The following is a 19,374-nucleotide window of genomic DNA, read 5'->3' as shown; positions in this document are numbered from 1 at the left end:
CAGGATCGTTTCGAGGAGTTGACAGCGCGTTGAGGATCCCAGGGTTGCCGGCAGGGGTCTCCGACCCGCGCGAGGTGCCGGAGGCCGCCCTGGCGGACGGCCTCGCCTCGGGTGACGCCGCCTGCCTCGCCGAGGTGTACCGGAGGTGGGCGCCGCTGGTGCGGGGCTTGGCACAGCGGGCACTCGGCGACCGCTGCGAGGCGGAGGACGTGATGCAGCAGGTGTTCCTCTCGGCCTGGCGCGGGCGGTCCGGCTACCGGCCCGAACTGGGCCCGCCGTCCGCCTGGTTGACCGGCATCGCGCGGCACCGGGTCGCGGACGCGCTCGCCGCCCGGAGCCGTCGCACGGTGCTGTTCGAGGCGTCGGTGCGGCGGCACGCGCTCTCGGTCCGCAGCGAACCCGCGAGCGACACCGACATGGACGCGGTCGTCGAACGGCTGGTGCTGTCCCAGGAGTTGGCACGTCTGCCGAGCACGCAGCGCACGGTGCTGCGGCTCACGTTCTACGAGGACCTGACGCAACCCCAGATCGCCGCGCGCACCGGCTGGCCGCTGGGCACGGTCAAGAGTCATGCTCGGCGTGGCATGCGGCGCCTCGGCGACCGGCTGCGCGGCCGGGACGATCGCGGGTGAGATTCATCGGTCCCGGATGCATCCGTACGGCACCTGCCGACCGAAGGACAGGTGTGCGGCGCGCCGACTCGGTCGCACGGGGCGGCCCGGACCCCGCTGCCCGTCCACCTCAACGGAGTCGGCGCCGCTGAGGTGGGTCCGGGCGGGGCGCCACTACAGTCGATGATCATGATCACTGGTTCCGTCCGCCTCCGCGACGTACCCGAGTCCGACATCGATCGGGCCCTGGCGCTCGCCCATCTCGTCTTCCACGAGTCACCCGACGACGAACGCCGCAAGCAACAGCGGGAGATGCTGGCCGGCTGCCTGCGGATCGGCGCGTACGACGGCGAAGAGCTGGTCGGCTTCGCGGCGGCGCATCGCTTCACCGTCTCCGTGCCGGGCGGTGGCGACCTTCCCTGCCCCGGCCTGTCGTACGTGTCGGTGGCGCCCACGCACCGTAGGCGTGGCGTGCTGTCGGCGATGATCGGCGAGCTGTTCGCGCGCTGCGTCGAGGAGGGCGCGCCGCTGGTCGCGCTGTGGGCGTCGGAGGCGTCGATCTACGGCCGGTTCGGTTTCGGACCCGGCACGTACGGGGCGACCGTGGAGATCGACTCACGGCGCCCGCTCGCGCTGCGCATCGCGCCCGACGAGCGTCCGCTGCGCCTGCTGGACGCCGAGTCGGTGCCCGCCCTGCTCGCGCCGTACTTCGAGACGACGCGCGAGCAGCGTGCGGGTCGGCACGCGCGCACGGACGCGTGGTGGTACGAGCAGTGGCTGGCCCCCAAGGACGAGGAGGGCGAGAATCTGTCGCCGCCGCGCGTGGTGGCCCTCGGGGACCCGCTCGCCGGTTACGCGATCTACCGCACCAAGTCCGGCGACCGGTCCCGGGGCGTGCCGGGCCTGGTGAGCGTCGAGGAACTGGAGGCCGACACCGCGGGGTGCGCGGCGGCGCTGTGGCGGTATCTCGCGGACATCGACCTGACGGGCACGGTGCGCGCGCACGGCAGGCCCCTCGACGATCCCCTGTTGCTGTTCGCGGCCGACCGCGACCAGGTGGGCGTCACAGGCGTCGAACCTGCCCTGTGGGTACGCCTGGTGGACGTGCGCGCGGCGCTCGCGGCCCGCGCCTGGGCGGCGCCCGTGGATCTGGTGCTCGAGGTGCGAGACGCCCGACTGCCCGCGAACGCGGGGACGTTCCGGCTGATCGCCTCGCCGGACGGCTTCTCGTACGCGCCCACGGACGACGCGCCCGACCTGACCGTGGAGGCCAGCGAGCTGGCGACCGCGTACATGGCGGCAACGCCGGTGGCGGCGCTGGCGCGCGCGGGTCTGGTGACGGAGCACACGCAAAGCGCGGCGTCGATGCTCGACGCCGCGCTGCGCACGGAGCTAGTGCCGCACACCGGCGACACGTTCTGAACTCACCTCATGGTGAAGGGAGTTCAGCACTCCATCTTCCATGTGTGGGAGTCGCCGCTGTCGTTGGCCCAGCCGTTGGAGGGGATCTCCTGGCCGGGCGCGAGACAGACGGTGCCGAAGCCGACGAGGCCTGGATTCTCGTAGACCTGGACGTGGTCCTTGATGCCTGGTCCCGAGATTCCGTGGTTGGCCCAGGACGAGTCCTCGTCCTGGATGCCGTCCTCCCAGTCGTGGTCGTCGCCGGACCAGTTCCAGCGCATTCCGGTGTAGTTGGCGTCGGTCCAGGCGCAGAACTCGCCGCTGGGGCACTGGGCCGCGAAGGCGGTGGCGGGGAGCGCGGCGCCGCCGAGGGCGAGGACCGCGGCGGCGACGAGGGCGATCGGGTGCTTCATGTGGTCTGTTCTCCTTGCTGGGTCAGTGAGTTGAGGCGTGCAGCACGCGGGTGGACGCTTCGAGTGCGCGGGTCCGCAGGCGCTGCCAGTCGGCGAGTTCGGCGCGGTGTCGTGCGCGCACGGAGGCGAGGCCGAGGTCACGGTGAGCGGCCTCGGGCCCCAGGTTGTTGACGACGGTCGACACCTCGAACCAGCGTTCCTGGTCGCCGTAGAGGGTGCGTTGGGCGGCGGCCAGGCAGCCGTCGGTGTGGGCGCGTACGGGGATGCCGTTCGCGAGGGTCAAGGAGAGTTCGGCGGGCGGGCGACCGAAGAGAGCTGCGGCGACGCGCTGTTCCTCCGCCCGGTTCGCCGGGCGGCGTCCCGGCCGGGGCGGTGTGAGGCCCTGGCGGGTGAGGCAGCGGTCGGTGAGGGTCTGGGCCGCGGCCCTGATGGTGTCGTCGGGTGTGCGGGCGGTCCGGTCGGTGTGCTCCGTGGTGCAGCCCGTGAGCGGGAGCAGCAGGGCGCAGGCCAGGACGGTGAGGGCGCGCCTTCGGCGGTTCATGGCGCGGTCAGCCCTGCTCGCACCCCATGGTGGTGTCGGAGACACCGTCGAGCTTTCCGGCCCACTCCCAGTTCTCGGAGTAGTCGTCGCGCCTGATCTCCCGGTAGACGCAGCCGGTCGCGGTGTAGCTGATGGCGTAGACGGTCCCGGCGACGCGGGAGTCGAAGGAGGCGGCGTGGCGCGCCGTCCCGTTCTCCGCGTCGGCGTAGCCGGGCGGTCCGTAGCACCAGGCCTGACCGTGCATGCCGATGTCGGTCCAGAAGCAGACCTGGCCGGGCGGGACGGCGCCGGGTGCGGCGGAGGAGGCGGGTGCGAGGGCGGTCGTGGCGCCGCCGAGGAGGGGGAGGGTGAGGGCGAGCAGCACGGATCTGTGCTTCATGAAGGGCTTCATTTCGGTGACCCCGGAGTGATCGTTCCTACTGAGCGTGATCACACTGCCCCGGAGTCGGCGCGATCAAGCGCCGTGTCACTCTTGTCAGTGACTATTGGTAACTGTCACTCGACACCGTGGGCCGCGGCGGCGCGGCTGGGTGCGGGCCATGCGGACGGCGTCGACGGACTCGGCGAGGAGTTCGTACTCGGTGGTGTCGTCGCGGGTCGCGATCCGGACGAGATGCCCCGAGGCCAACTCCTCCGCGGCGCTCTCCTGCCGGCCCGGGTCGGCGCACCAGGCCCGCAGCTGTTCCGGCACGTCGGGTGCGTCCTCGGCCATGGGCGTCAGCGCACCCTCGGGTAAGTGGTCGAGGCCGGGGCGGGGGTCGAGGCGCTCGGCCATCCACATGGCCCGGTCGCGCAGCCACCAAAGGGCCAGTGCGAGCGTGGGGGCGCGATATGTGCCGAGCGGAACACCCACGCGCCGGCCACCGCAGATTCCGTACGCGGTGACGTGGCACAGGAATTCGTCGTGCACGGTCTCCCCCATTGCCTGGCGTCCGACTGCATTGACTGTTGTGCCAAACGATCAGTGATCCACCGCAACGGCGAGAATTACCCCGGGAATGTGGCCCGCGGGACGCCGCCTACGAACAACGTTCAACCGTTCCTTCGTCAAGTATCGGCACCTGGAGGGCGGAGTCACCATGGCTTTCACGCCAGTCTCCGGGCATATTCACGGCACCCGTTGGCCGAAATCCCCCGCGTCGGAGACACTGCACGCATGCGCTCACATGACGTACTCGTGGACGGTTACCACCGTATTCAGGAAGAGGTGCACGCGGCCGTCGAGGGACTTTCCGTCGACGCGCTGCACGAGCGCCCGGAAGACACGGCGAATTCCATTGCCTGGCTGATCTGGCATCTCACCCGCGTTCAGGACGACCATGTCGCCGATGCCGCGGGAGTCGAGCAGGTGTGGCTCGCGGGCGGCTGGGCGGAGCGGTTCGATCTGCCGCTCGCCGAGTCGGACACCGGGTTTGGGCACACACCGAAGCAGGTCGGCCAGGTGCGGGTCGCCTCGGGCGAGCTCCTCGTGGGCTATTACGACGCGGTGCACGAGCAGACACTCCGGTTCCTCGGCGACCTGAAGGACGCCGATCTCGACCGTGTCGTCGACGAGGGCTGGGATCCGCCGGTGACGCTGGGGGTCCGGCTCATCAGCGTGCTCGCGGACGACCTGCAGCACGTGGGGCAGGCCGCCTACCTGCGCGGACTGAGCTGAACCCACCGTCCTTCCCCTCTCGTCAGCGGCGCCGGACCTCCTGTCCGGCGCCGTTCTCGTGCGCGCCGGAGGTCTTGACAACTCCATTGGTCTGAACCAACTTTGGCGCACACAGCGGTGGCCACCGTTCACATCCGCAGCATGTCCCCCTCTTCCCAGGAGGCTCACCGTGGACCGTGCACGCCATCGCAGACGCAGACCCGGCCTCGCACTCGCCGTCGTGGCGGCCGCGTCGCTCGGCGTCACCGCGCTCGCCGCACCCGCACAGGCCGCTGACGTCAACGTCGCCAAGAACGCCGGCTTCGAGTCGGACCTGAGCAACTGGACGTGCACGGCGGGCAGCGGTTCCGTCGTGACCTCGCCCGTGCACGGCGGCACGAAGGCCCTCAAGGGCGCGCCGTCGGGCCAGGACAACGCCAAGTGCAGCCAGACCGTCGCGGTGAAGCCCAACTCGACGTACCAGCTGAGCAGTTGGGTGCAGGGTGGCTACGCCTATCTCGGCGCGAGCGGCACCGGTACCACCGATGTGTCCACGTGGACACCTGGCAGCTCGTCCTGGCAGCAGCTCACCACGAGTTTCAAGACCGGCGCGAACACGAGCTCCGTGACGGTCTACACGCACGGCTGGTACGGGCAGAGCGCGTATTACGTCGACGATCTGAGCGTCCTCGGTCCCGACGGGGGCGGCGGCACGGACCCGGTCGTGATCCCGGCCGCACCGACCGGGCTCGCGGCGGGCGCGACCACTTCGTCCTCGGTCGGCCTCTCCTGGACCCCCGTCTCGAACGCCACCGGCTACAACGTGTACCGGGACGGCACGAAGGTCGCCGCCGTCCCGGGTGCCTCGACGTCCGTCACCGGGCTCGCGGCCGACACCTCGTACAGCTTCCAGGTCACCGCGACGAACGTGGCCGGCGAGTCCGGGAAGTCCGCGGCGGTGACCGCGCGGACCGCTACGTCCGGCGGCAACCCCGGCGGCGGAACCGTCCCCAAGCACGCACTGACCGGGTACTGGCAGAACTTCGACAACGGCGCGACCGTCCAGAAGCTGCGTGACGTGCCGGCGCAGTACGACATCATCGCGGTGTCCTTCGCCGACGCCACCAGCACGCCCGGCCAGATCACCTTCAACCTGGACCCGGCCGTCGGTTACGCGAACGCCGGGGACTTCAAGTCCGACATCGCCGCCAAGCAGGCGGCGGGCAAGTCCGTGATCCTGTCGGTCGGCGGCGAGAAGGGCACCATCTCGGTGAACAGCGACGCCTCGGCGACGGCGTTCGCGGACAGCGCGTACGCGCTGATGCGGGAGTACGGCTTCGACGGCGTCGACATCGACCTGGAGAACGGCCTCAACTCGACGTACATGTCGAAGGCGCTGCACCAGCTGTCGGCGAAGGCGGGGGGCAAGCTGGTCCTGACGATGGCGCCGCAGACCATCGACATGCAGTCGACGTCCGGCGAATACTTCAAGACGGCGCTGAACGTGAAGGACATCCTCACGGTCGTCAACATGCAGTACTACAACAGCGGTTCGATGCTGGGCTGCGACGGCAAGGTGTACAGCCAGGGCACCGTCGACTTCCTCACCGCGCTCGCCTGCATCCAGCTGGAGGGCGGCCTCGACGCCTCGCAGGTCGGACTCGGCGTACCGGCGTCGACGCGCGGCGCGGGCAGCGGCTACGTGGCCCCGTCGGTCGTGAACAACGCGCTCGACTGTCTGGCGCGCGGCACCGGCTGCGGCACGTTCAAGCCCGCGAAGACCTATCCGGGGCTGCGCGGGGCGATGACCTGGTCCACGAACTGGGACGCCACGGCGGGCAACGCCTGGTCGAATGCGGTCGGACCGAAGGTGCACGCGCTGCCGTAGGGCGGCAGGGGGCCGGTGGCGCGCCGCCACCGGCCCGTCCGACTCGACCCGGTCGCCCGGTCAGCCGCCCATGAAGAGCATCGTGCCGTCGGGGCCCAACGCCTCGACGCGCGCGCCGTGTTCGACGGTGCGGCTGACCGTGCAGTACTTCTCGTGGGTCAGCCGGATGCCGCGTTCGAGCGCCTCGGCGGCGTCCGTGTCGCCTTCCGGCAGCTCGATCTCGTACGAGACACGGACGGATCCGACGCGCCCGTCGTCCTCCGGCCGTGACACGGACTCGACGGTGATCCGCAGCTCGTCGTGCGGAACTGTGCGGGCCGTGCGGTCGACGACGAGGCCGCCGCAGCCGCCGAGCGCGGCGAGGAGGAGTTCGACCGGGGTGAAGGACGGCTGTGCTTCCTCGCTGTCGGCGGGGGCGATGCGGACCTCGGCGCCCCGGTCGTTGCGCGCGGTCCAGTCGCGGTCGCCGTTGCGGACGGTCTCAATGCGGTAGTCGGCCATGCCGGAACCGTAGCCAGCGGCGGGCGCCGTGCCACGCAACGCCTGCGGCGGGTCGGGGAGTCCGCGTGCCCCACGCCCACGGACTCCCCGGTGGTGCTCCCTCCCCTGGCGGCCGCTGCCCGAGTGTGCGGCCGCCGTGCCCCGGAGTCTGCCGAAGGCGGCCCCGGACTTCATCCCGCACCCCCGAATTTCGGGTAACTTCCCGTGTTGAATCACTGGCGTGAAGTTACGGGGTGCGGCGCCACATCCCGTACTCAGGGCGGTACTTGAACGCCGGAACGCGCCGTCTGGCGTGATCCCTGCGACTCAAGTACGGCCGGATCACTGTGCCCCTCGCTCTCCCTCCAGGCGCTCCCCGCATCGGGCGCAGTACCGCGCACCGGCGTCGTCGGCCGCCTGCCCGCAGGACGCGCACACCCGGGGCAGCAGGCAGGGTGCCTCGCCGCCCTCGGTCGTGACCTGCGGTTCGGCGCGGCGGATGGTCATGCCGGGCCGCCTGCGGTGTGCCGTGAGGTAGACGAGCCCGTCCGCACCGGCGCTGACCGCGCGCCGCTCGCCGCGCGGTACGAACACGAGCGTGCCGGGCGCCACTTCCTCGTCCACGCCCGCACGGTGCAGCGTGCCGTGGCCCTCCACGACGACGAGGAGCACGTCGAGTTCTGCCTCCACATACGCGTCGCCGCCCCCGCCCGGCCGCAGGCGGACGACGTTGGCGTCGAGCTGGCGGGCCGCGCCGTCGAGCCGCCAGAGGGCGCCGGTGGCCTCCGGGGCGGCGGCACTCAGGACGTCGGCGAGGGTGACGTGGGCTGCGGGCATCGGTCTGGTTCCCCTGACGTGGCGCGGCGGATCGTGACTGTTCGATTCTCTCTCACCACAACTCTCTCCGTTCAAGCTCCACACGGAGCCGTAGCCCAACCAGCCTATCGGCACCACAGTTCCATTATTGAACGACTTCCTGCTACGGTTGCGTCACTTCCTAACGGGACCACAATCCCTTTAGGGGTGAACTCATCGACGCGAGCGACCATCAAGGGGATCGACATGGAGTACCGACAGCTGGGGACGTCCGGCCTGAAGGTTCCGGCGTTGGGTTTCGGGGCCGGAACCTTCGGCGGGCGTGGCCCCCTGTTCTCGGCGTGGGGGACGAACGGGATCGACGAGGCGCGACGGATGGTCGATCTCAGCCTGGAGGCCGGAGTCACCCTGTTCGACACCGCCGACGTATACTCGGACGGGGCCTCCGAGGAAGTGCTCGGCGCCGCGCTCAAGGGCCGGCGCGACCAGGCGCTCATCTCGACCAAGGCGGCACTGCCGACCGGCGAGGGACCGTACGACGCCGGGGTTTCGCGCTCTCGCCTGATCGCGTCCGTCGACGCCGCGTTGCGGCGCCTCGACACCGATTACATCGACCTGTTCCAGCTGCACGCGTACGACGCGAGCACGCCGGTCGAGGAGGTACTCGCCACGCTCGAGGACCTGGTGCGCGCCGGAAAGATCCGCCACACCGGCGTCTCCAACTACGCGGGCTGGCAGCTGATGAAGGGGCTCTCCGAGGCCGAGAGGCACGGGCGGCCGCGGTTCGCCGCACACCAGGTGTACTACTCGCTCGTCGGCCGGGACTACGAGTGGGAGTTGATGCCGCTCGCCAAGGAGGAGGGCGTCGGCGCCGTGGTGTGGAGCCCGCTCGGCTGGGGGCGGCTCACCGGGAAGATCCGGCGCGGGCAGCCGTTGCCCGCCGACAGCAGGCTGCACGAGACCGCGCAGTTCGGGCCACCCATCGAGGACGAGCACCTGTACCGGGTGATGGACGCACTGGACGAGGTCGCCGAGGAGACCGGGAAGGCCGTCCCGCAGATCGCCATCAACTGGCTGCTGCGCCGGCCCACCGTGTCCACGGTGCTGATCGGGGCCCGCAACGAGGAGCAACTGACGCAGAACCTGGGCGCCATCGGCTGGGAGCTCACCCCCGAGCAGGTGGCGAAGCTGGACGCGGCGAGCGAGACGAAGGCGCCGTATCCCTACTACCCGTACCGGACCCAGGACGGCTTCCGGCAGTTGAATCCGCCGGTGGTGTGAACCGCACCAGAAGGGTGTCAACGTTGGGTTGACACCTCAAGACTGTCAACCTACGGTTGCGTCATGACTGAATCCGGCACGCCCTCCATCCGCCTCGACGACCTGATCGACGCCATCAAGAAGTCGAACGCCGACGCACTCGACCAGCTCCAGAACGCCGTCATCGCGGCGGACCACCTCGGCGACATCGCCGACCATCTGATCGGCCACTTCGTCGACCAGGCCCGCCGCTCCGGCGCCTCCTGGACGGACATCGGCAAGAGCATGGGAGTCACCCGCCAGGCCGCGCAGAAGCGCTTCGTGGCCAAGGGCTCCGAGTCCGACCTGGACCCCAGTCAGGGCTTCAGCCGCTACACCGAACGCGCCCGCAACGTGGTCGTCTCCGCGCAGAACGAGGCCCGCGCCGCGAGCAACGCCACCATCACCCCCGCCCACCTGGTGCTCGGCCTGTTGCACGAGCCGGAGGGCCTCGCCGCCCGGGCGATGCTCGCGCAGGACGTGCTTCTGGACACGGTGCGGCAGGCCGCCACGGCCGAACTGCCCGCGAAGTCCGACGACATGCCGGCCCTGGTGCCGTTCGACGCCGACGCCAAGAAGGCCCTGGAGCTGACGTTCCGTGAGGCGCTGCGCCTGGGCCACAACTACATCGGCACCGAGCACATCCTGCTCGCGCTCCTGGAGCACGAGAACGGCTCGGGGCTGCTCACCGGCCTCGGGATCGAGAAGGACCAGGCGGAGTCGCAGGTCCTCGCCGTCCTCTCGGAGATCGTCAAGAACCAGCAGGAGTCCGGGGAGGACTGAGCACAGCCCGGGACCCGAAGGCCCGGAACCCGTCTCCCGCCTGTGCCGCCCACTTTTCTTCATAGGCGCAGGTGGGAGACTGCTCCCATGACTGCTGAGCGCTCAGGAACCCCCGCCCTGCCGGGCGATCTCGTCGACGTCGACGAACTGATCGACGCGTACTACACACGCGAGCCGGACGTCACGCGCCCCGAGCAACGCGTCGTCTTCGGCACGAGTGGCCATCGCGGCTCGAGCCTCGACGGGGCCTTCAACGAGAAGCACATCGCCGCGATCACCCAGGCGATCGTCGAGCACCGCGCGGCCGAGGGCATCACGGGCCCCCTCTTCATCGGCCCGGACACGCACGCCCTGTCGCAGCCCGCCCTGAAGACCGCCCTCGGTGTTCTCGCGGCGCACGGCGTGCGGGTGTTGGCCGACGCGCACGAGGACTTCGTGCCGACGCCCGCGCTCAGCCACGCGATCCTGCGCTGGAACCGCGAGGGGACGGACGAGCGCGCCGACGGCATCGTGATCACACCGAGCCACAATCCGCCCCGCGACGGCGGCTTCAAGTACAACCCTCCGCACGGCGGCCCCGCTGACTCCGCCACCACCTCGTGGATCGCCGATCGCGCCAACGAGCTGCTGGAGGACGCCAGTTGGGCGCCGCGCACGGTCGAAGAGGCGGCCTGGGAGCCGTACGACTTCCGTGAGCGCTACGTCGAGGACCTCAAGGACATCATCGACATCGACGCCATCCGCGCCTCGGGTGTGCGGGTCGGCGCCGATCCGCTGGGTGGCGCGAGTGTGCACTACTGGGCACGGATCGCCGAGATGTACGGGCTCGACCTGACCGTGGTGAACCCGGAGACCGACCCGACGTGGCGTTTCATGACGCTCGACTGGGACGGCAAGATCCGGATGGACCCGTCGTCGGCGCCCGCGATGGCCTCGGTGCTCGCGCGGCGCCACGATTTCGACCTGCTGACCGGCAACGACGCGGACGCCGACCGGCACGGCATCGTCACCCCGGACGCGGGCCTGATGAACCCGAACCACTATCTGGCCGTCGCCATCCACTACTTGTTCGGCCACAGGCCCCAGTGGCCGGCGTCCGCGGCGATCGGCAAGACGCTCGTGTCGTCCGCCGTCATCGACCGGATCGCCGCCACCCTCGGCCGCGAACTCGTCGAAGTGCCCGTCGGGTTCAAGTGGTTCGTGCCGGGCCTGGTCGACGGCTCGGTGGCGTTCGGCGGCGAGGAGAGCGCCGGGGCGAGCTTCGTCCGCAAGGACGGGAGCGTGTGGACCACCGACAAGGACGGCATCCTGCTCGCCCTGCTGGCCGCCGAGATCACCGCCGTCACCGGGAAGACGCCGTCCGCGTACTACGCCGAACTCGCCGCCGAGCACGGCGCGTCGGGCGCCGCCTACGCGCGCGTGGACGCCAAGGCGACGAAGGAGCAGAAGGCCCGCCTCGCGAAGCTGACCGGCGACGCGATCACCGCCGACACCCTCGCGGGCGAGCCGATCACGGCCCGCCTTTCCGAGGCACCGGGCAACGGCGCGGCCATCGGCGGCCTCAAGGTGACCACCGAGAACGCGTGGTTCGCGGCCCGGCCCAGTGGCACGGAGGACGTCTACAAGATCTACGCCGAGTCGTTCCACGGCGCCGAGCACCTCGCTCAGGTGCAGAGCGAGGCGCAGGCGATCGTGGACGCGGCGCTCAGCTGACGGACGGGCTCAGCCGTCGGCCCGGGTTTCGGCGATTCCCGGGAGGTCGGCGACGCCGTCCAACACGTAGGTGTGCGGGTGGGCTTCGAGCTGCTCGCGGGTGAGCTGTCCCGTGAGCACGCCGACCACGACGCTCGCGCCCGCGTTGAACCCGGCCTCCAGGTCCACGACCGTGTCACCGGCCACGAGGACCTTCCGTACGTCGACGGTCCCGGTCTTCTCCATGGCGCGCTGGATCATGTACGGGGCGGGTCGGCCGCGGGGCACCTCGTCGGAGGTGACGACCGCGTCGAGGTTGCCGCCCTCGCCGGTGGACCAGCCGAGCGAGTCGAGCAGGGGCAGCGCCACGTCCGCGCTGAAGCCGGTGGTGAGGGCGATCTTGATGCCGCGGGTGCGCAGCGCTTCAAGTGCCTTGTCCGCGTTGGCGATCGGCTCCGGCGGCTGCTTCGCGTAGCTCTCGCGCAGGGTGGCGCGGAACACCTCGTACTGTCGCTCGACGAGCTCCGCGTCGGGGGCGCCGCCGCCGATGCGGACGAGCGCGGCGATGGCCTCGCGCTTGTCGGTGCCCATCCAGGTCTGCAGGTCGACCGGGTCGACGCGGACGCCGGTGGACTCGACGGCGTGCCGCAGCGCGTCGTATACGGCCCCGTGCTCGTCGATGGTGGTACCTGCCATGTCGAAGACGGCGAGTTCGATCACTGGGCTTCCTCACGTGTGGTGCTGGTGTCTGCGGTGCCGCCGCGGGCGGCGACGGTGCGTCCGTCCATGGTGTTCTCGATGGTGAACGTGGCCATGGACGGCAGATAACGATCATCCGCGTACTCGACGGGCCTGCCGTCGCCGGTGTACGTCAACCTCCGTACGCGGAGCAGGGGTTGGCCGGGTGCGACGCCGAGGAGTTCGGCGTCCTCGGGGTCCGCCGCGACGGCGTCGATGGTGTGCCGCGCGCGGTGCAGGTCGACGCCGCACGAGGTGAGCGCGTCGTAGACCGAACCCTCGTCCGGGTCGAACGCGAACAGGTGCAGGCCGACGTCGAGGACGAACGTGGACCGCTCGACCATCGCGGGCACCCCGTCGAGACGGCGCAGCCGGACGAGGTCGATGCCCGGCGCGCCCTCGTCGAGGCCCAGGCGCGCGGCAGCCTCGGGGGTCGCGCGGCGCCGGGCCACCTCCACGGTGTGCTGGCCGGGGGTCCGCCCGATCGACTCGGCCCACTGCGTGAACGACATCAGCGAGGCGAACGGCTGCGAGGGCGTGACCCTGCGGGCGACGGGCGATTTGCCGCGCCCGCCGGCCAGATGACCGTCGGCCCGCAGTTGCGCGAGCGCCTGGCGCACGGGGCCGCGCGAGGTCCCGAACTCCTCGCACAGCTGCGCCTCGCTCGGCACGGGCGTCCCTTCGGGCCACTCCCCCGACTCGATGCGTCGCCGGAACTCGGCGCCGAGCCGCTGGTGCAGCGGCCCGTTCTCACCACTTGTCTTCACAAGTCGAGTTTCTCAGCCCGAGGACGGGCTGAGCAAGAGCGATCTCGGCGCACAGCTGGTAAACAACGGGGAAACTTGTATAGACAACCCTTGCGGGTGGCGTCGGCCGGTCCGCAGGCTTGGTGTCATGAACAACGCATCAGCACCCTCCATCGCCCTCCCCTCCGGCCGCAGCGACCTCGTCGTGGTCGGCGCCGGCATCGTCGGCCTCGCCCACGCCTTCGAGGCGGTGCGCCGGGGGCTCAGCGTCACGGTGGTCGAGCGGGACCGGCGGCCGGTGGGCGCGTCCGTGCGCAATTTCGGCCACTGCTGTGTCACGGCGCAGCGCGGCGAACTCCTCGACCTCGCGCTGCGCTCGCGCTCCGGCTGGCTGGACGCCGCCAAGTCGGCCGGGCTGTGGGCGCCGGAGGCGGGCGCCCTGGTGGTGGCCCGGTCGGCGACCGAGCTTGCGGTCCTGGAGGAGCTGCGGGACGAGCGGGGCGCGGACGCGGTGCGGCTGCGCACGCGCGAGGAGGTGGGCGAGGCGCTCGGCCGCGCCGCCGAGGGGCGCGAGGACCTGGTCGGCGGCGCGCTGCTGCCCGCGGACCTCCGGGTCGACCCGCGCGAGGCGGCGCCGCGACTCGCGGACTGGCTGGCCGAGCAGCCCGCCGTGACGGTCTCCTGGGGCACGAATGTGGTCGGCGTCGAGTCCGGCACGGTGCACACCAGCCGCGGCCCCGTGCACGGGGACCGGATCCTGCTCTGCGTGGGCCACGACCTGGACCGGCTGTATCCGGCCGAGGCGGAGGCGCACGGCATCGAGCGGTGCCGCCTGTCCATGGCCAGGGTCGCGGCGCCCGACGCCTTCCGTACGGACTCGGCCGTGCTGACCGCGACGTCGATGCTGCGCTACGACGGCTTCACCGCGATGCCATCGGCCAACCGGCTTCGGGACGAAGTCACGGCGCACAGCCCGGAGTTGCTGAACGTGGTCGCCAACGTGATGTTCACGCGGCTGCCCGACGGTACGGTCCTGGTCGGCGACTCGCACGCGTACGACGCGACGGAGATCCCGTTCCAGGACGAGGCGACGACGGAGCTGCTGCTGCGCGAGGCCTCCCGCGTCCTGGGCGTCCCCTCGGTACGGGTCACCGAACGGTGGCAGGGTGTGTACGCCAGCAGCCCCCGCGGGCCGCTACTCATCCGCGAGGTGGCGCCGGGCGTGCGGGCCATCTCGGTGACGTCGGGGATCGGCATGACGCTGTCGTTCGGGCTCGCGGCGGCGACGTTCGAGGATTGATCAAGTCTTTGCCGTTGGCCGGATCGTTCTGGTCGCCCAAGGCAACTTTATTCACGAGGCCCACGCCGCAAGGGGTTTGCGAAGGGGATCATTCCGCTTTTCGGCCGGACCGGGGCTTGAATCGCTCGGTTCGGCATTTCCCTTGCGTTACGGGCGCATTGACCGACCCCGCCGCCATGACACACGCTCGACACATAGATGCCGTGTACAACTTGTCGCCCCGGTTGGCCACGGCCGTACGGCGAGCAGGAGGAAGCGTTATGTGTGGCATCACCGGCTGGGTTTCCTTCGACCGTGACCTGCGGGCCTCGGCCGAGACAGTGGATGCGATGACCCAGACCATGGAGTGCCGCGGTCCCGACGACCGCGGCACCTGGATCGAGGGTCCCGCGGCCCTCGGTCACCGCAGGCTCGCCATCATCGACCTGCCGGGTGGCCGGCAGCCCATGACCGTCGAGACACCGACCGGGAACGTCGCCCTGGTGTACTCGGGCGAGACGTACAACTACACCGAGCTCCGTGCCGAACTGGCGGCCCTCGGCCACGAGTTCCGCACGGACTCCGACACCGAGGTGGTGCTGCACGGCTACCTCGAGTGGGGCGAGGACCTGCCCGAGCGTCTCAACGGCATGTACGCGTTCGCCATCTGGGACGGCCGCACCGACAAGCTCGTCATGATCCGCGACCGGATGGGCATCAAGCCCTTCTACTTCTACGAGACCCCGGACGGCGTGCTGTTCGGCTCCGAGCCCAAGGCGATCCTCGCCAATCCACTCGCCGCGCGCCGTGTCACCCTCGACGGTCTGCGCGAGTTGTTCACGTTCGTGAAGACTCCGGGGCACGCCGTGTGGGACGGCATGCACGAGGTCGAGCCGGGCACCGTCGTCACCGTCGACCACTCCGGGCTGCGGCAGCACGCGTACTGGACGCTGGAGACGAAGCCGCACACCGACGACCAGGAAACGACCATCGCCCACGTGCGTGAGCTGCTCGACGACATCGTGCGCCGCCAGCTCGTCTCGGACGTGCCGCGCTGCACGCTCCTGTCGGGCGGCCTCGACTCCTCCGCGATGACGGCGATCGCCGCGAAGCAGCTGGCCGGCCAGGAGACCGTGCGCAGCTTCGCGGTCGACTTCCTCGGCCAGGCCGAGAACTTCGTCGCCGACGAGCTGCGCGGCACGCCCGACACCCCCTACGTGCACGACGTGGCGCAGGCGTCGGGGACCGACCACGAGGACATCGTGCTCGACTCGAACGCGCTGGCCGACCCCGAGGTGCGCGCCCGCGTCATCCGGGCACGCGACGTTCCGGCCGGTTTCGGCGACATGGACGCCTCCCTGTACCTGCTGTTCAAGGCGATCCGCGAGCACTCGACGGTGGCCCTGTCCGGCGAGTCGGCGGACGAGGTCTTCGGCGGCTACCTCCAGTTCTTCGACGAGGAGGCCCGCAACACGGAGGCGTTCCCGTGGCTGGTGAGCATGGGCAAGCACATCGGTGACGACTCGGACGTGATCAGGCCGGAGCTCACCAAGCGGCTCGACCTGGAGGGGTACACGGCCGACAGCTACGCCGAAGCGGTGCGCGACATCCAGCGCCTGGAGGGCGAGAGCGACTTCGAGTACAAGATGCGCCGCATCTGCTACCTGCACCTGACCCGCTTCGTGCGGGTCCTGCTCGACCGCAAGGACCGGGCGAGCATGGCGGTGGGCCTCGAGGTGCGGGTCCCGTTCTGCGACCACCGGCTCGTCGAGTACGTCTACAACACACCGTGGGCGCTGAAGTCGTTCGACGGCCGGGAGAAGTCGCTGCTGCGCGAGGCGACGGCGGACGTGCTGCCGACGTCGGTGTACGACCGGGTCAAGAGCCCCTACCCGTCGACGCAGGATCCGAAGTACGCGCTCGCGCTGCAGGAGCACGCCAAGGATCTGCTCGCGAAGCCCTCGCACCGGGTCTTCGAGATCGTCGACAGGGACCGGCTCAGCGTCGCCGCCCACCGCGAGACGCCGCAGATCACGCAGGCCTCACGGCGTGGCCTGGAGCGCACGCTGGACCTGGCGCTCTGGCTCGACATGTACGACCCGGAACTGGTCCTGGACTGACGCCGGAACCGTAGCCGGAAACCCACTGGCCCCGAGCGCGGCACCGTGTCTAAGATCCCCGGCAGCATCGCGTGCCGGTCACCGACCGGGTGAGGCATGGAGGTGCCGGAGTTGCCTTCTGGAGGGCAATCCACCATGGCAGTTCAGCTCAATCACACCATCGTCCACTCCCGGGACAAGCGGGAGTCCGCCGAGTTCCTCGCGGGCATCCTGGGGCTCGAAGTGGGCGACGAATGGGGCCCGTTCATCCCGCTCGACCTCAGCAACGGCGTGACCCTGGACTTCGCGACGGCTCCCGCCGGGTCCATCGTCCCGCAGCACTACGCCTTCCTCGTCACCGAGGAGGAGTTCGACGGGATCTTCCGGCGCATCAAGGAGGCGGGGCTCACCTACTACGCCGATCCGCACGGAAGGCTGCCGGGCGAGATCAACCACAACGACGGAGGCCGTGGCGTGTACTTCATGGACCCCGCCGGACACGGTATGGAAGCGATCACCCGCCCCTACGGGAGCGGTGCGTAGCACCGGGAATCGGGTGGGGCCGCGGCCTTCGGGCCCGGCCCCACTCCTCGTTCCCGGACCGGTCAGCCGTCCTGGAGCACTCCGAAGACATTGCCGTCCGCGTCCTTCAGCGACGCGATCCGCCGTCCGGGCCCGACCTCCGTGACGTCCTGGACGACCTCGGCGCCGGACTCGACCAGGGACGCGACCATCCCCTGGATGTCGTCGACGGTCCAGTAGCCCACGGGACCGGTCATGCCCTGCTGGTGCCCGCCCGGGTTCAGGCCGAAGTGCTGTCCCGCCACGTCGTAGCCCACGTAGTACACCTCGTCCGACGACGGCTCCACGCCGAGCAGTTTGGTGTAGACGGCCTTGGCGGCGGCGAGGTCGCGGACGGGGGCGATGATGGTGTTCTGACCACTGGTCATGGAGTACTCCTTCATTCTCAGCCGAAGTTCGTCAGGCTCAGGAACAGGAACACCGTTCCGACGGTGAACGCCGCGATGCCGAGCGCACCGAGGACGAGCGCCGTCCGCCTGGCCGGGCGGCAGACCGCCTCGGCATCCTGCTGCCGGACCGAGGCTCCGCACGGGAGCACCGCAAGACCGTAGGTCACCAGTCCCGCGGTACCGACCGTGAGGCCGAGTCCGAGCCACGTCACACTCGCGGACATAAAGGACATGTGTCCGATTTTGCGCCCATTCGTGGCATCCCGCTATTCAGGCTGTGACCGTGTGCACACGCGGTGCGTGTGCCTCAGGACTCCTCTTCCATGCCGGGCACGGGGGCGCCGGACGGGAAGCCGGCGGCCAGGTAGGCGTCGTACAGCTCCTTCCACGGCGGCGTCGCTCCCGTGTGGTCCTCCGACAGGGGCTCGCCGCGGTCGGCCGCGTCAAGGGCGAGCAGGCAGACCTCCCAGCCCGCCGCGTTGCGTGCCGCCGCGTCCGCGCTGAGCAGCACGTTGGTGAGCGTCAGGTGCGTGCCTCCGTCACCGCGCTTCTCCAGGTCGTACTGGAGCTCGTCGCCTCCCCACGTGAAGGAGAAGTGGCGCGGGGGCTCCGCGGCGACGACCGTGCCGACGGACTCCGGCATGTTCGGGTCGTCGAAGAAGCGGATCGTCGCGCCGGGGCTCAACTCCCCGGCCTCGAACTTCGAGGGGAACCAGTGCGCGAGGTCGACCGGGTCGGTGACATAGCGCCAGACGCGGTCGATCGGCTTCTCGTACGTGCGGGTGAACCGGACTCCGGGACGGCCGTCGTCCAGGGTGAGGTAGCTGCCGGTCGTGGTCCTCATGCCTGCGCCTTCCTTGCCATGGCGGTCAATGCCCACTCCGAGCCTCTCATCGGCCACTGACAGCCGCCTCCGCCGAGGTGGTGCGCGGGCCGTTCCTCGGGCAGGCTCGGGGCGCACGATCGTGTCCGACCCCGGAGGGAGACCCACGTGCCCGGCAACGCCTCGTACGGCAAGAAGGCCTTCAAGCGCTCCCGCAGTCATTTCACCGACCGGATCACCGCCGACGGCCGCGACGGCTGGCCCGTGGAGGCGGGCCGCTACCGGCTCGTCGTGAGCAGGGCCTGCCCCTGGGCGAGCCGCGCCCTGGTGGTGCGCCGCCTCCTGGGCCTGGAGGACGCCCTGTCCCTCGCGGTCACCGACCCGATCCAGGACGACCGCAGTTGGCGCTTCACGCTCGATCCGGACGACCGCGACCCGGTGCTCGGGATCCGCTACCTCAGTGAGGCCTACGACGCGCGGGAGACCGGGTATCCGGGCGGCGTCAGCGTGCCGGCGATCGTCGACGTACCGTCCGGCAAACTCGTCACCAACGACTACCAGCAGCTGACGCTGGACTTGGAGACAGAGTGGACGGCGCTGCACAGGTCCGGCGCGCCGGACCTGTATCCGGAGCCGCTGCGCGACGAGATCGACGAGGTGATGGAGGGCGTCTACCGGGACGTGAACAACGGCGTGTACCGGGCCGGGTTCGCCAGCGAGCAGGACACGTACGAGGAGGCGTACCGGGACGTGTTCGCGCGGCTCGACACGGTGGCGCGGCGGCTTGACGGGCAGCGGTATCTCGTCGGCGACACGATCACGGAGGCGGATGTCCGGCTGTTCACGACGCTGGTCCGCTTCGACGCCGTCTACCACGGTCACTTCAAGTGCAACCGCAACAAGCTGGCCGAGGACCCGGTCCTGTGGGCGTACGCGCGGGACCTGTTCCAGACGCCCGGCTTCGGGGACACCGTCGACTTCGACCACATCAAGCGGCACTACTACCAGGTGCACACCGGCATAAACCCCACGCGGATCGTGCCGCTCGGCCCGGACCCGTCCGGCTGGCTGACCCCGCACGGCCGCGAGAAGCTGGGCGGGCGCCCCTTCGGGGACGGCACACCGCCGGCGTCTCGATAGGCTCTGCGCGTACGTTCC

The 19,374-nt window shown here is 70.3% G+C and carries 22 protein-coding genes; 11 read left to right on the top strand and 11 right to left on the bottom strand.

Annotated features, from left to right (window positions below):
- Nucleotides 1-44 precede the first annotated feature (44 nt).
- Together ABT004_RS05315 and ABT004_RS05310 are read left to right on the top strand one after the other, a co-directional pair.
- A complete protein-coding gene (locus tag ABT004_RS05315; protein ID WP_351331509.1) occupies nt 45-632 on the top strand; it encodes an RNA polymerase sigma factor in 588 nt (195 codons plus the stop codon).
- A gap of 168 nt (nt 633-800) precedes the next feature.
- On the top strand, nt 801-2,033 hold the full coding sequence (locus ABT004_RS05310) for a GNAT family N-acetyltransferase (RefSeq protein ID WP_351331508.1): 1,233 nt from the start codon (nt 801-803) through the stop codon (nt 2,031-2,033).
- Nucleotides 2,034-2,056: 23 nt separating this feature from the next.
- Here ABT004_RS05310 and ABT004_RS05305 read toward each other — a convergent pair whose 3' ends face one another.
- The 4 genes from ABT004_RS05305 to ABT004_RS05290 form a co-directional block, all read right to left on the bottom strand.
- Nucleotides 2,057-2,425: a peptidase inhibitor family I36 protein gene (locus tag ABT004_RS05305; protein WP_351331507.1), complete on the bottom strand. Its 369-nt coding sequence runs from the start codon at nt 2,423-2,425 to the stop codon at nt 2,057-2,059.
- Nucleotides 2,426-2,447: 22 nt separating this feature from the next.
- Complete coding sequence (locus ABT004_RS05300; RefSeq protein WP_351331506.1) at nt 2,448-2,966, bottom strand: hypothetical protein; 519 nt, start codon at nt 2,964-2,966, stop codon at nt 2,448-2,450.
- A gap of 7 nt (nt 2,967-2,973) precedes the next feature.
- Nucleotides 2,974-3,345: a hypothetical protein gene (locus tag ABT004_RS05295; protein WP_351331505.1), complete on the bottom strand. Its 372-nt coding sequence runs from the start codon at nt 3,343-3,345 to the stop codon at nt 2,974-2,976.
- 96 nt (nt 3,346-3,441) lie between these two features.
- Nucleotides 3,442-3,876, bottom strand: a complete 435-nt coding sequence (locus tag ABT004_RS05290; RefSeq protein ID WP_351331504.1) for a hypothetical protein — start codon at nt 3,874-3,876, stop codon at nt 3,442-3,444.
- Nucleotides 3,877-4,122: 246 nt separating this feature from the next.
- On the opposite strand from ABT004_RS05290, the gene ABT004_RS05285 reads away from it, so the two are divergent.
- On the top strand, nt 4,123-4,623 hold the full coding sequence (locus tag ABT004_RS05285; protein ID WP_351331503.1) for a mycothiol transferase: 501 nt from the start codon (nt 4,123-4,125) through the stop codon (nt 4,621-4,623).
- 169 nt (nt 4,624-4,792) lie between these two features.
- Nucleotides 4,793-6,490, top strand: a complete 1,698-nt coding sequence (locus ABT004_RS05280; protein ID WP_351331502.1) for a chitinase — start codon at nt 4,793-4,795, stop codon at nt 6,488-6,490.
- 60 nt (nt 6,491-6,550) lie between these two features.
- On the opposite strand, the gene ABT004_RS05275 is transcribed toward ABT004_RS05280, so the two are convergent.
- Nucleotides 6,551-6,991 carry an OsmC family protein gene (locus tag ABT004_RS05275; protein ID WP_351331501.1) on the bottom strand — a complete coding sequence of 147 codons (441 nt, stop codon included), beginning with the start codon at nt 6,989-6,991 and terminating at the stop codon, nt 6,551-6,553.
- Between the two features lie 321 nt (nt 6,992-7,312).
- A complete protein-coding gene (locus tag ABT004_RS05270; protein WP_351331500.1) occupies nt 7,313-7,807 on the bottom strand; it encodes a cupin domain-containing protein in 495 nt (164 codons plus the stop codon).
- 225 nt (nt 7,808-8,032) lie between these two features.
- On the opposite strand from ABT004_RS05270, the gene ABT004_RS05265 reads away from it, so the two are divergent.
- The 3 genes from ABT004_RS05265 (at nt 8,033) to pgm (ending at nt 11,581) form a co-directional block, all read left to right on the top strand.
- The gene (locus ABT004_RS05265) at nt 8,033-9,067 is read left to right on the top strand and encodes an aldo/keto reductase (RefSeq protein ID WP_351331499.1); all 1,035 of its coding nucleotides are present in this window, start codon (nt 8,033-8,035) and stop codon (nt 9,065-9,067) included.
- 63 nt (nt 9,068-9,130) lie between these two features.
- A complete protein-coding gene (locus ABT004_RS05260) occupies nt 9,131-9,868 on the top strand; it encodes a Clp protease N-terminal domain-containing protein (protein ID WP_351331498.1) in 738 nt (245 codons plus the stop codon).
- 87 nt (nt 9,869-9,955) lie between these two features.
- Nucleotides 9,956-11,581, top strand: a complete 1,626-nt coding sequence (pgm, locus tag ABT004_RS05255) for a phosphoglucomutase (alpha-D-glucose-1,6-bisphosphate-dependent) (RefSeq protein ID WP_351331497.1) — start codon at nt 9,956-9,958, stop codon at nt 11,579-11,581.
- Nucleotides 11,582-11,590: 9 nt separating this feature from the next.
- Here pgm and ABT004_RS05250 read toward each other — a convergent pair whose 3' ends face one another.
- The gene (locus ABT004_RS05250; protein WP_351331496.1) at nt 11,591-12,280 is read right to left on the bottom strand and encodes a phosphonatase-like hydrolase; all 690 of its coding nucleotides are present in this window, start codon (nt 12,278-12,280) and stop codon (nt 11,591-11,593) included.
- A complete protein-coding gene (locus ABT004_RS05245; RefSeq protein ID WP_351331495.1) occupies nt 12,277-13,065 on the bottom strand; it encodes a GntR family transcriptional regulator in 789 nt (262 codons plus the stop codon). Before ABT004_RS05245 ends, ABT004_RS05250 begins: the two co-directional genes overlap by 4 nt.
- Before the next feature lie 127 nt (nt 13,066-13,192).
- Here ABT004_RS05245 and ABT004_RS05240 point away from each other — a divergent pair, with 127 nt between their 5' ends.
- From ABT004_RS05240 to ABT004_RS05230, 3 genes are all read left to right on the top strand, one after another.
- Nucleotides 13,193-14,344 carry a TIGR03364 family FAD-dependent oxidoreductase gene (locus tag ABT004_RS05240; RefSeq protein ID WP_351331494.1) on the top strand — a complete coding sequence of 384 codons (1,152 nt, stop codon included), beginning with the start codon at nt 13,193-13,195 and terminating at the stop codon, nt 14,342-14,344.
- 260 nt (nt 14,345-14,604) lie between these two features.
- Nucleotides 14,605-16,443, top strand: a complete 1,839-nt coding sequence (asnB, locus tag ABT004_RS05235; protein ID WP_351331493.1) for an asparagine synthase (glutamine-hydrolyzing) — start codon at nt 14,605-14,607, stop codon at nt 16,441-16,443.
- A 135-nt stretch (nt 16,444-16,578) separates the two neighbouring features.
- A complete protein-coding gene (locus tag ABT004_RS05230) occupies nt 16,579-16,965 on the top strand; it encodes a VOC family protein (RefSeq protein WP_351331492.1) in 387 nt (128 codons plus the stop codon).
- Between the two features lie 62 nt (nt 16,966-17,027).
- On the opposite strand, the gene ABT004_RS05225 is transcribed toward ABT004_RS05230, so the two are convergent.
- The 3 genes from ABT004_RS05225 to ABT004_RS05215 form a co-directional block, all read right to left on the bottom strand.
- Nucleotides 17,028-17,372, bottom strand: coding sequence for a VOC family protein (locus ABT004_RS05225; protein WP_351331491.1), 345 nt, complete (start codon nt 17,370-17,372; stop codon nt 17,028-17,030).
- Between the two features lie 17 nt (nt 17,373-17,389).
- Complete coding sequence (locus ABT004_RS05220) at nt 17,390-17,626, bottom strand: hypothetical protein (RefSeq protein WP_351331490.1); 237 nt, start codon at nt 17,624-17,626, stop codon at nt 17,390-17,392.
- Between the two features lie 74 nt (nt 17,627-17,700).
- Entirely contained in the window at nt 17,701-18,237 is a 537-nt protein-coding gene (locus ABT004_RS05215; RefSeq protein ID WP_351331489.1) for an SRPBCC family protein, read from the bottom strand.
- 147 nt (nt 18,238-18,384) lie between these two features.
- Between ABT004_RS05215 and ABT004_RS05210 the strand changes: the two genes are divergently transcribed.
- The gene (locus tag ABT004_RS05210) at nt 18,385-19,356 is read left to right on the top strand and encodes a glutathione S-transferase family protein (protein WP_351331488.1); all 972 of its coding nucleotides are present in this window, start codon (nt 18,385-18,387) and stop codon (nt 19,354-19,356) included.
- Nucleotides 19,357-19,374 lie beyond the last annotated feature (18 nt).

The sequence above is a fragment of the Streptomyces sp. NPDC002790 genome (assembly GCF_040295505.1).
Classification (GTDB): domain Bacteria; phylum Actinomycetota; class Actinomycetes; order Streptomycetales; family Streptomycetaceae; genus Streptomyces.
Note: the sequence above shows the minus strand (reverse complement) of the source record. Positions and strands in the feature narration are given on the sequence as shown.

What these genes read in the sequence shown, in the direction of transcription:
- ABT004_RS05295 (WP_351331505.1), bottom strand. Translation starts at nt 3,345, where the DNA reads ATGAAGCACAGATCCGTGCTGCTCGCCCTCACCCTCCCCCTCCTCGGC.
- ABT004_RS05220 (WP_351331490.1), bottom strand. Translation starts at nt 17,626, where the DNA reads ATGTCCTTTATGTCCGCGAGTGTGACGTGGCTCGGACTCGGCCTCACG.
- ABT004_RS05230 (WP_351331492.1), top strand. Translation starts at nt 16,579, where the DNA reads ATGGCAGTTCAGCTCAATCACACCATCGTCCACTCCCGGGACAAGCGG.
- ABT004_RS05310 (WP_351331508.1), top strand. Translation starts at nt 801, where the DNA reads ATGATCACTGGTTCCGTCCGCCTCCGCGACGTACCCGAGTCCGACATC.
- ABT004_RS05260 (WP_351331498.1), top strand. Translation starts at nt 9,131, where the DNA reads ATGACTGAATCCGGCACGCCCTCCATCCGCCTCGACGACCTGATCGAC.
- ABT004_RS05240 (WP_351331494.1), top strand. Translation starts at nt 13,193, where the DNA reads ATGAACAACGCATCAGCACCCTCCATCGCCCTCCCCTCCGGCCGCAGC.
- ABT004_RS05285 (WP_351331503.1), top strand. Translation starts at nt 4,123, where the DNA reads ATGCGCTCACATGACGTACTCGTGGACGGTTACCACCGTATTCAGGAA.
- ABT004_RS05270 (WP_351331500.1), bottom strand. Translation starts at nt 7,807, where the DNA reads ATGCCCGCAGCCCACGTCACCCTCGCCGACGTCCTGAGTGCCGCCGCC.
- ABT004_RS05225 (WP_351331491.1), bottom strand. Translation starts at nt 17,372, where the DNA reads ATGACCAGTGGTCAGAACACCATCATCGCCCCCGTCCGCGACCTCGCC.
- ABT004_RS05275 (WP_351331501.1), bottom strand. Translation starts at nt 6,991, where the DNA reads ATGGCCGACTACCGCATTGAGACCGTCCGCAACGGCGACCGCGACTGG.
- pgm (WP_351331497.1), top strand. Translation starts at nt 9,956, where the DNA reads ATGACTGCTGAGCGCTCAGGAACCCCCGCCCTGCCGGGCGATCTCGTC.
- ABT004_RS05215 (WP_351331489.1), bottom strand. Translation starts at nt 18,237, where the DNA reads ATGAGGACCACGACCGGCAGCTACCTCACCCTGGACGACGGCCGTCCC.
- ABT004_RS05265 (WP_351331499.1), top strand. Translation starts at nt 8,033, where the DNA reads ATGGAGTACCGACAGCTGGGGACGTCCGGCCTGAAGGTTCCGGCGTTG.
- ABT004_RS05300 (WP_351331506.1), bottom strand. Translation starts at nt 2,966, where the DNA reads ATGAACCGCCGAAGGCGCGCCCTCACCGTCCTGGCCTGCGCCCTGCTG.
- asnB (WP_351331493.1), top strand. Translation starts at nt 14,605, where the DNA reads ATGTGTGGCATCACCGGCTGGGTTTCCTTCGACCGTGACCTGCGGGCC.
- ABT004_RS05305 (WP_351331507.1), bottom strand. Translation starts at nt 2,425, where the DNA reads ATGAAGCACCCGATCGCCCTCGTCGCCGCCGCGGTCCTCGCCCTCGGC.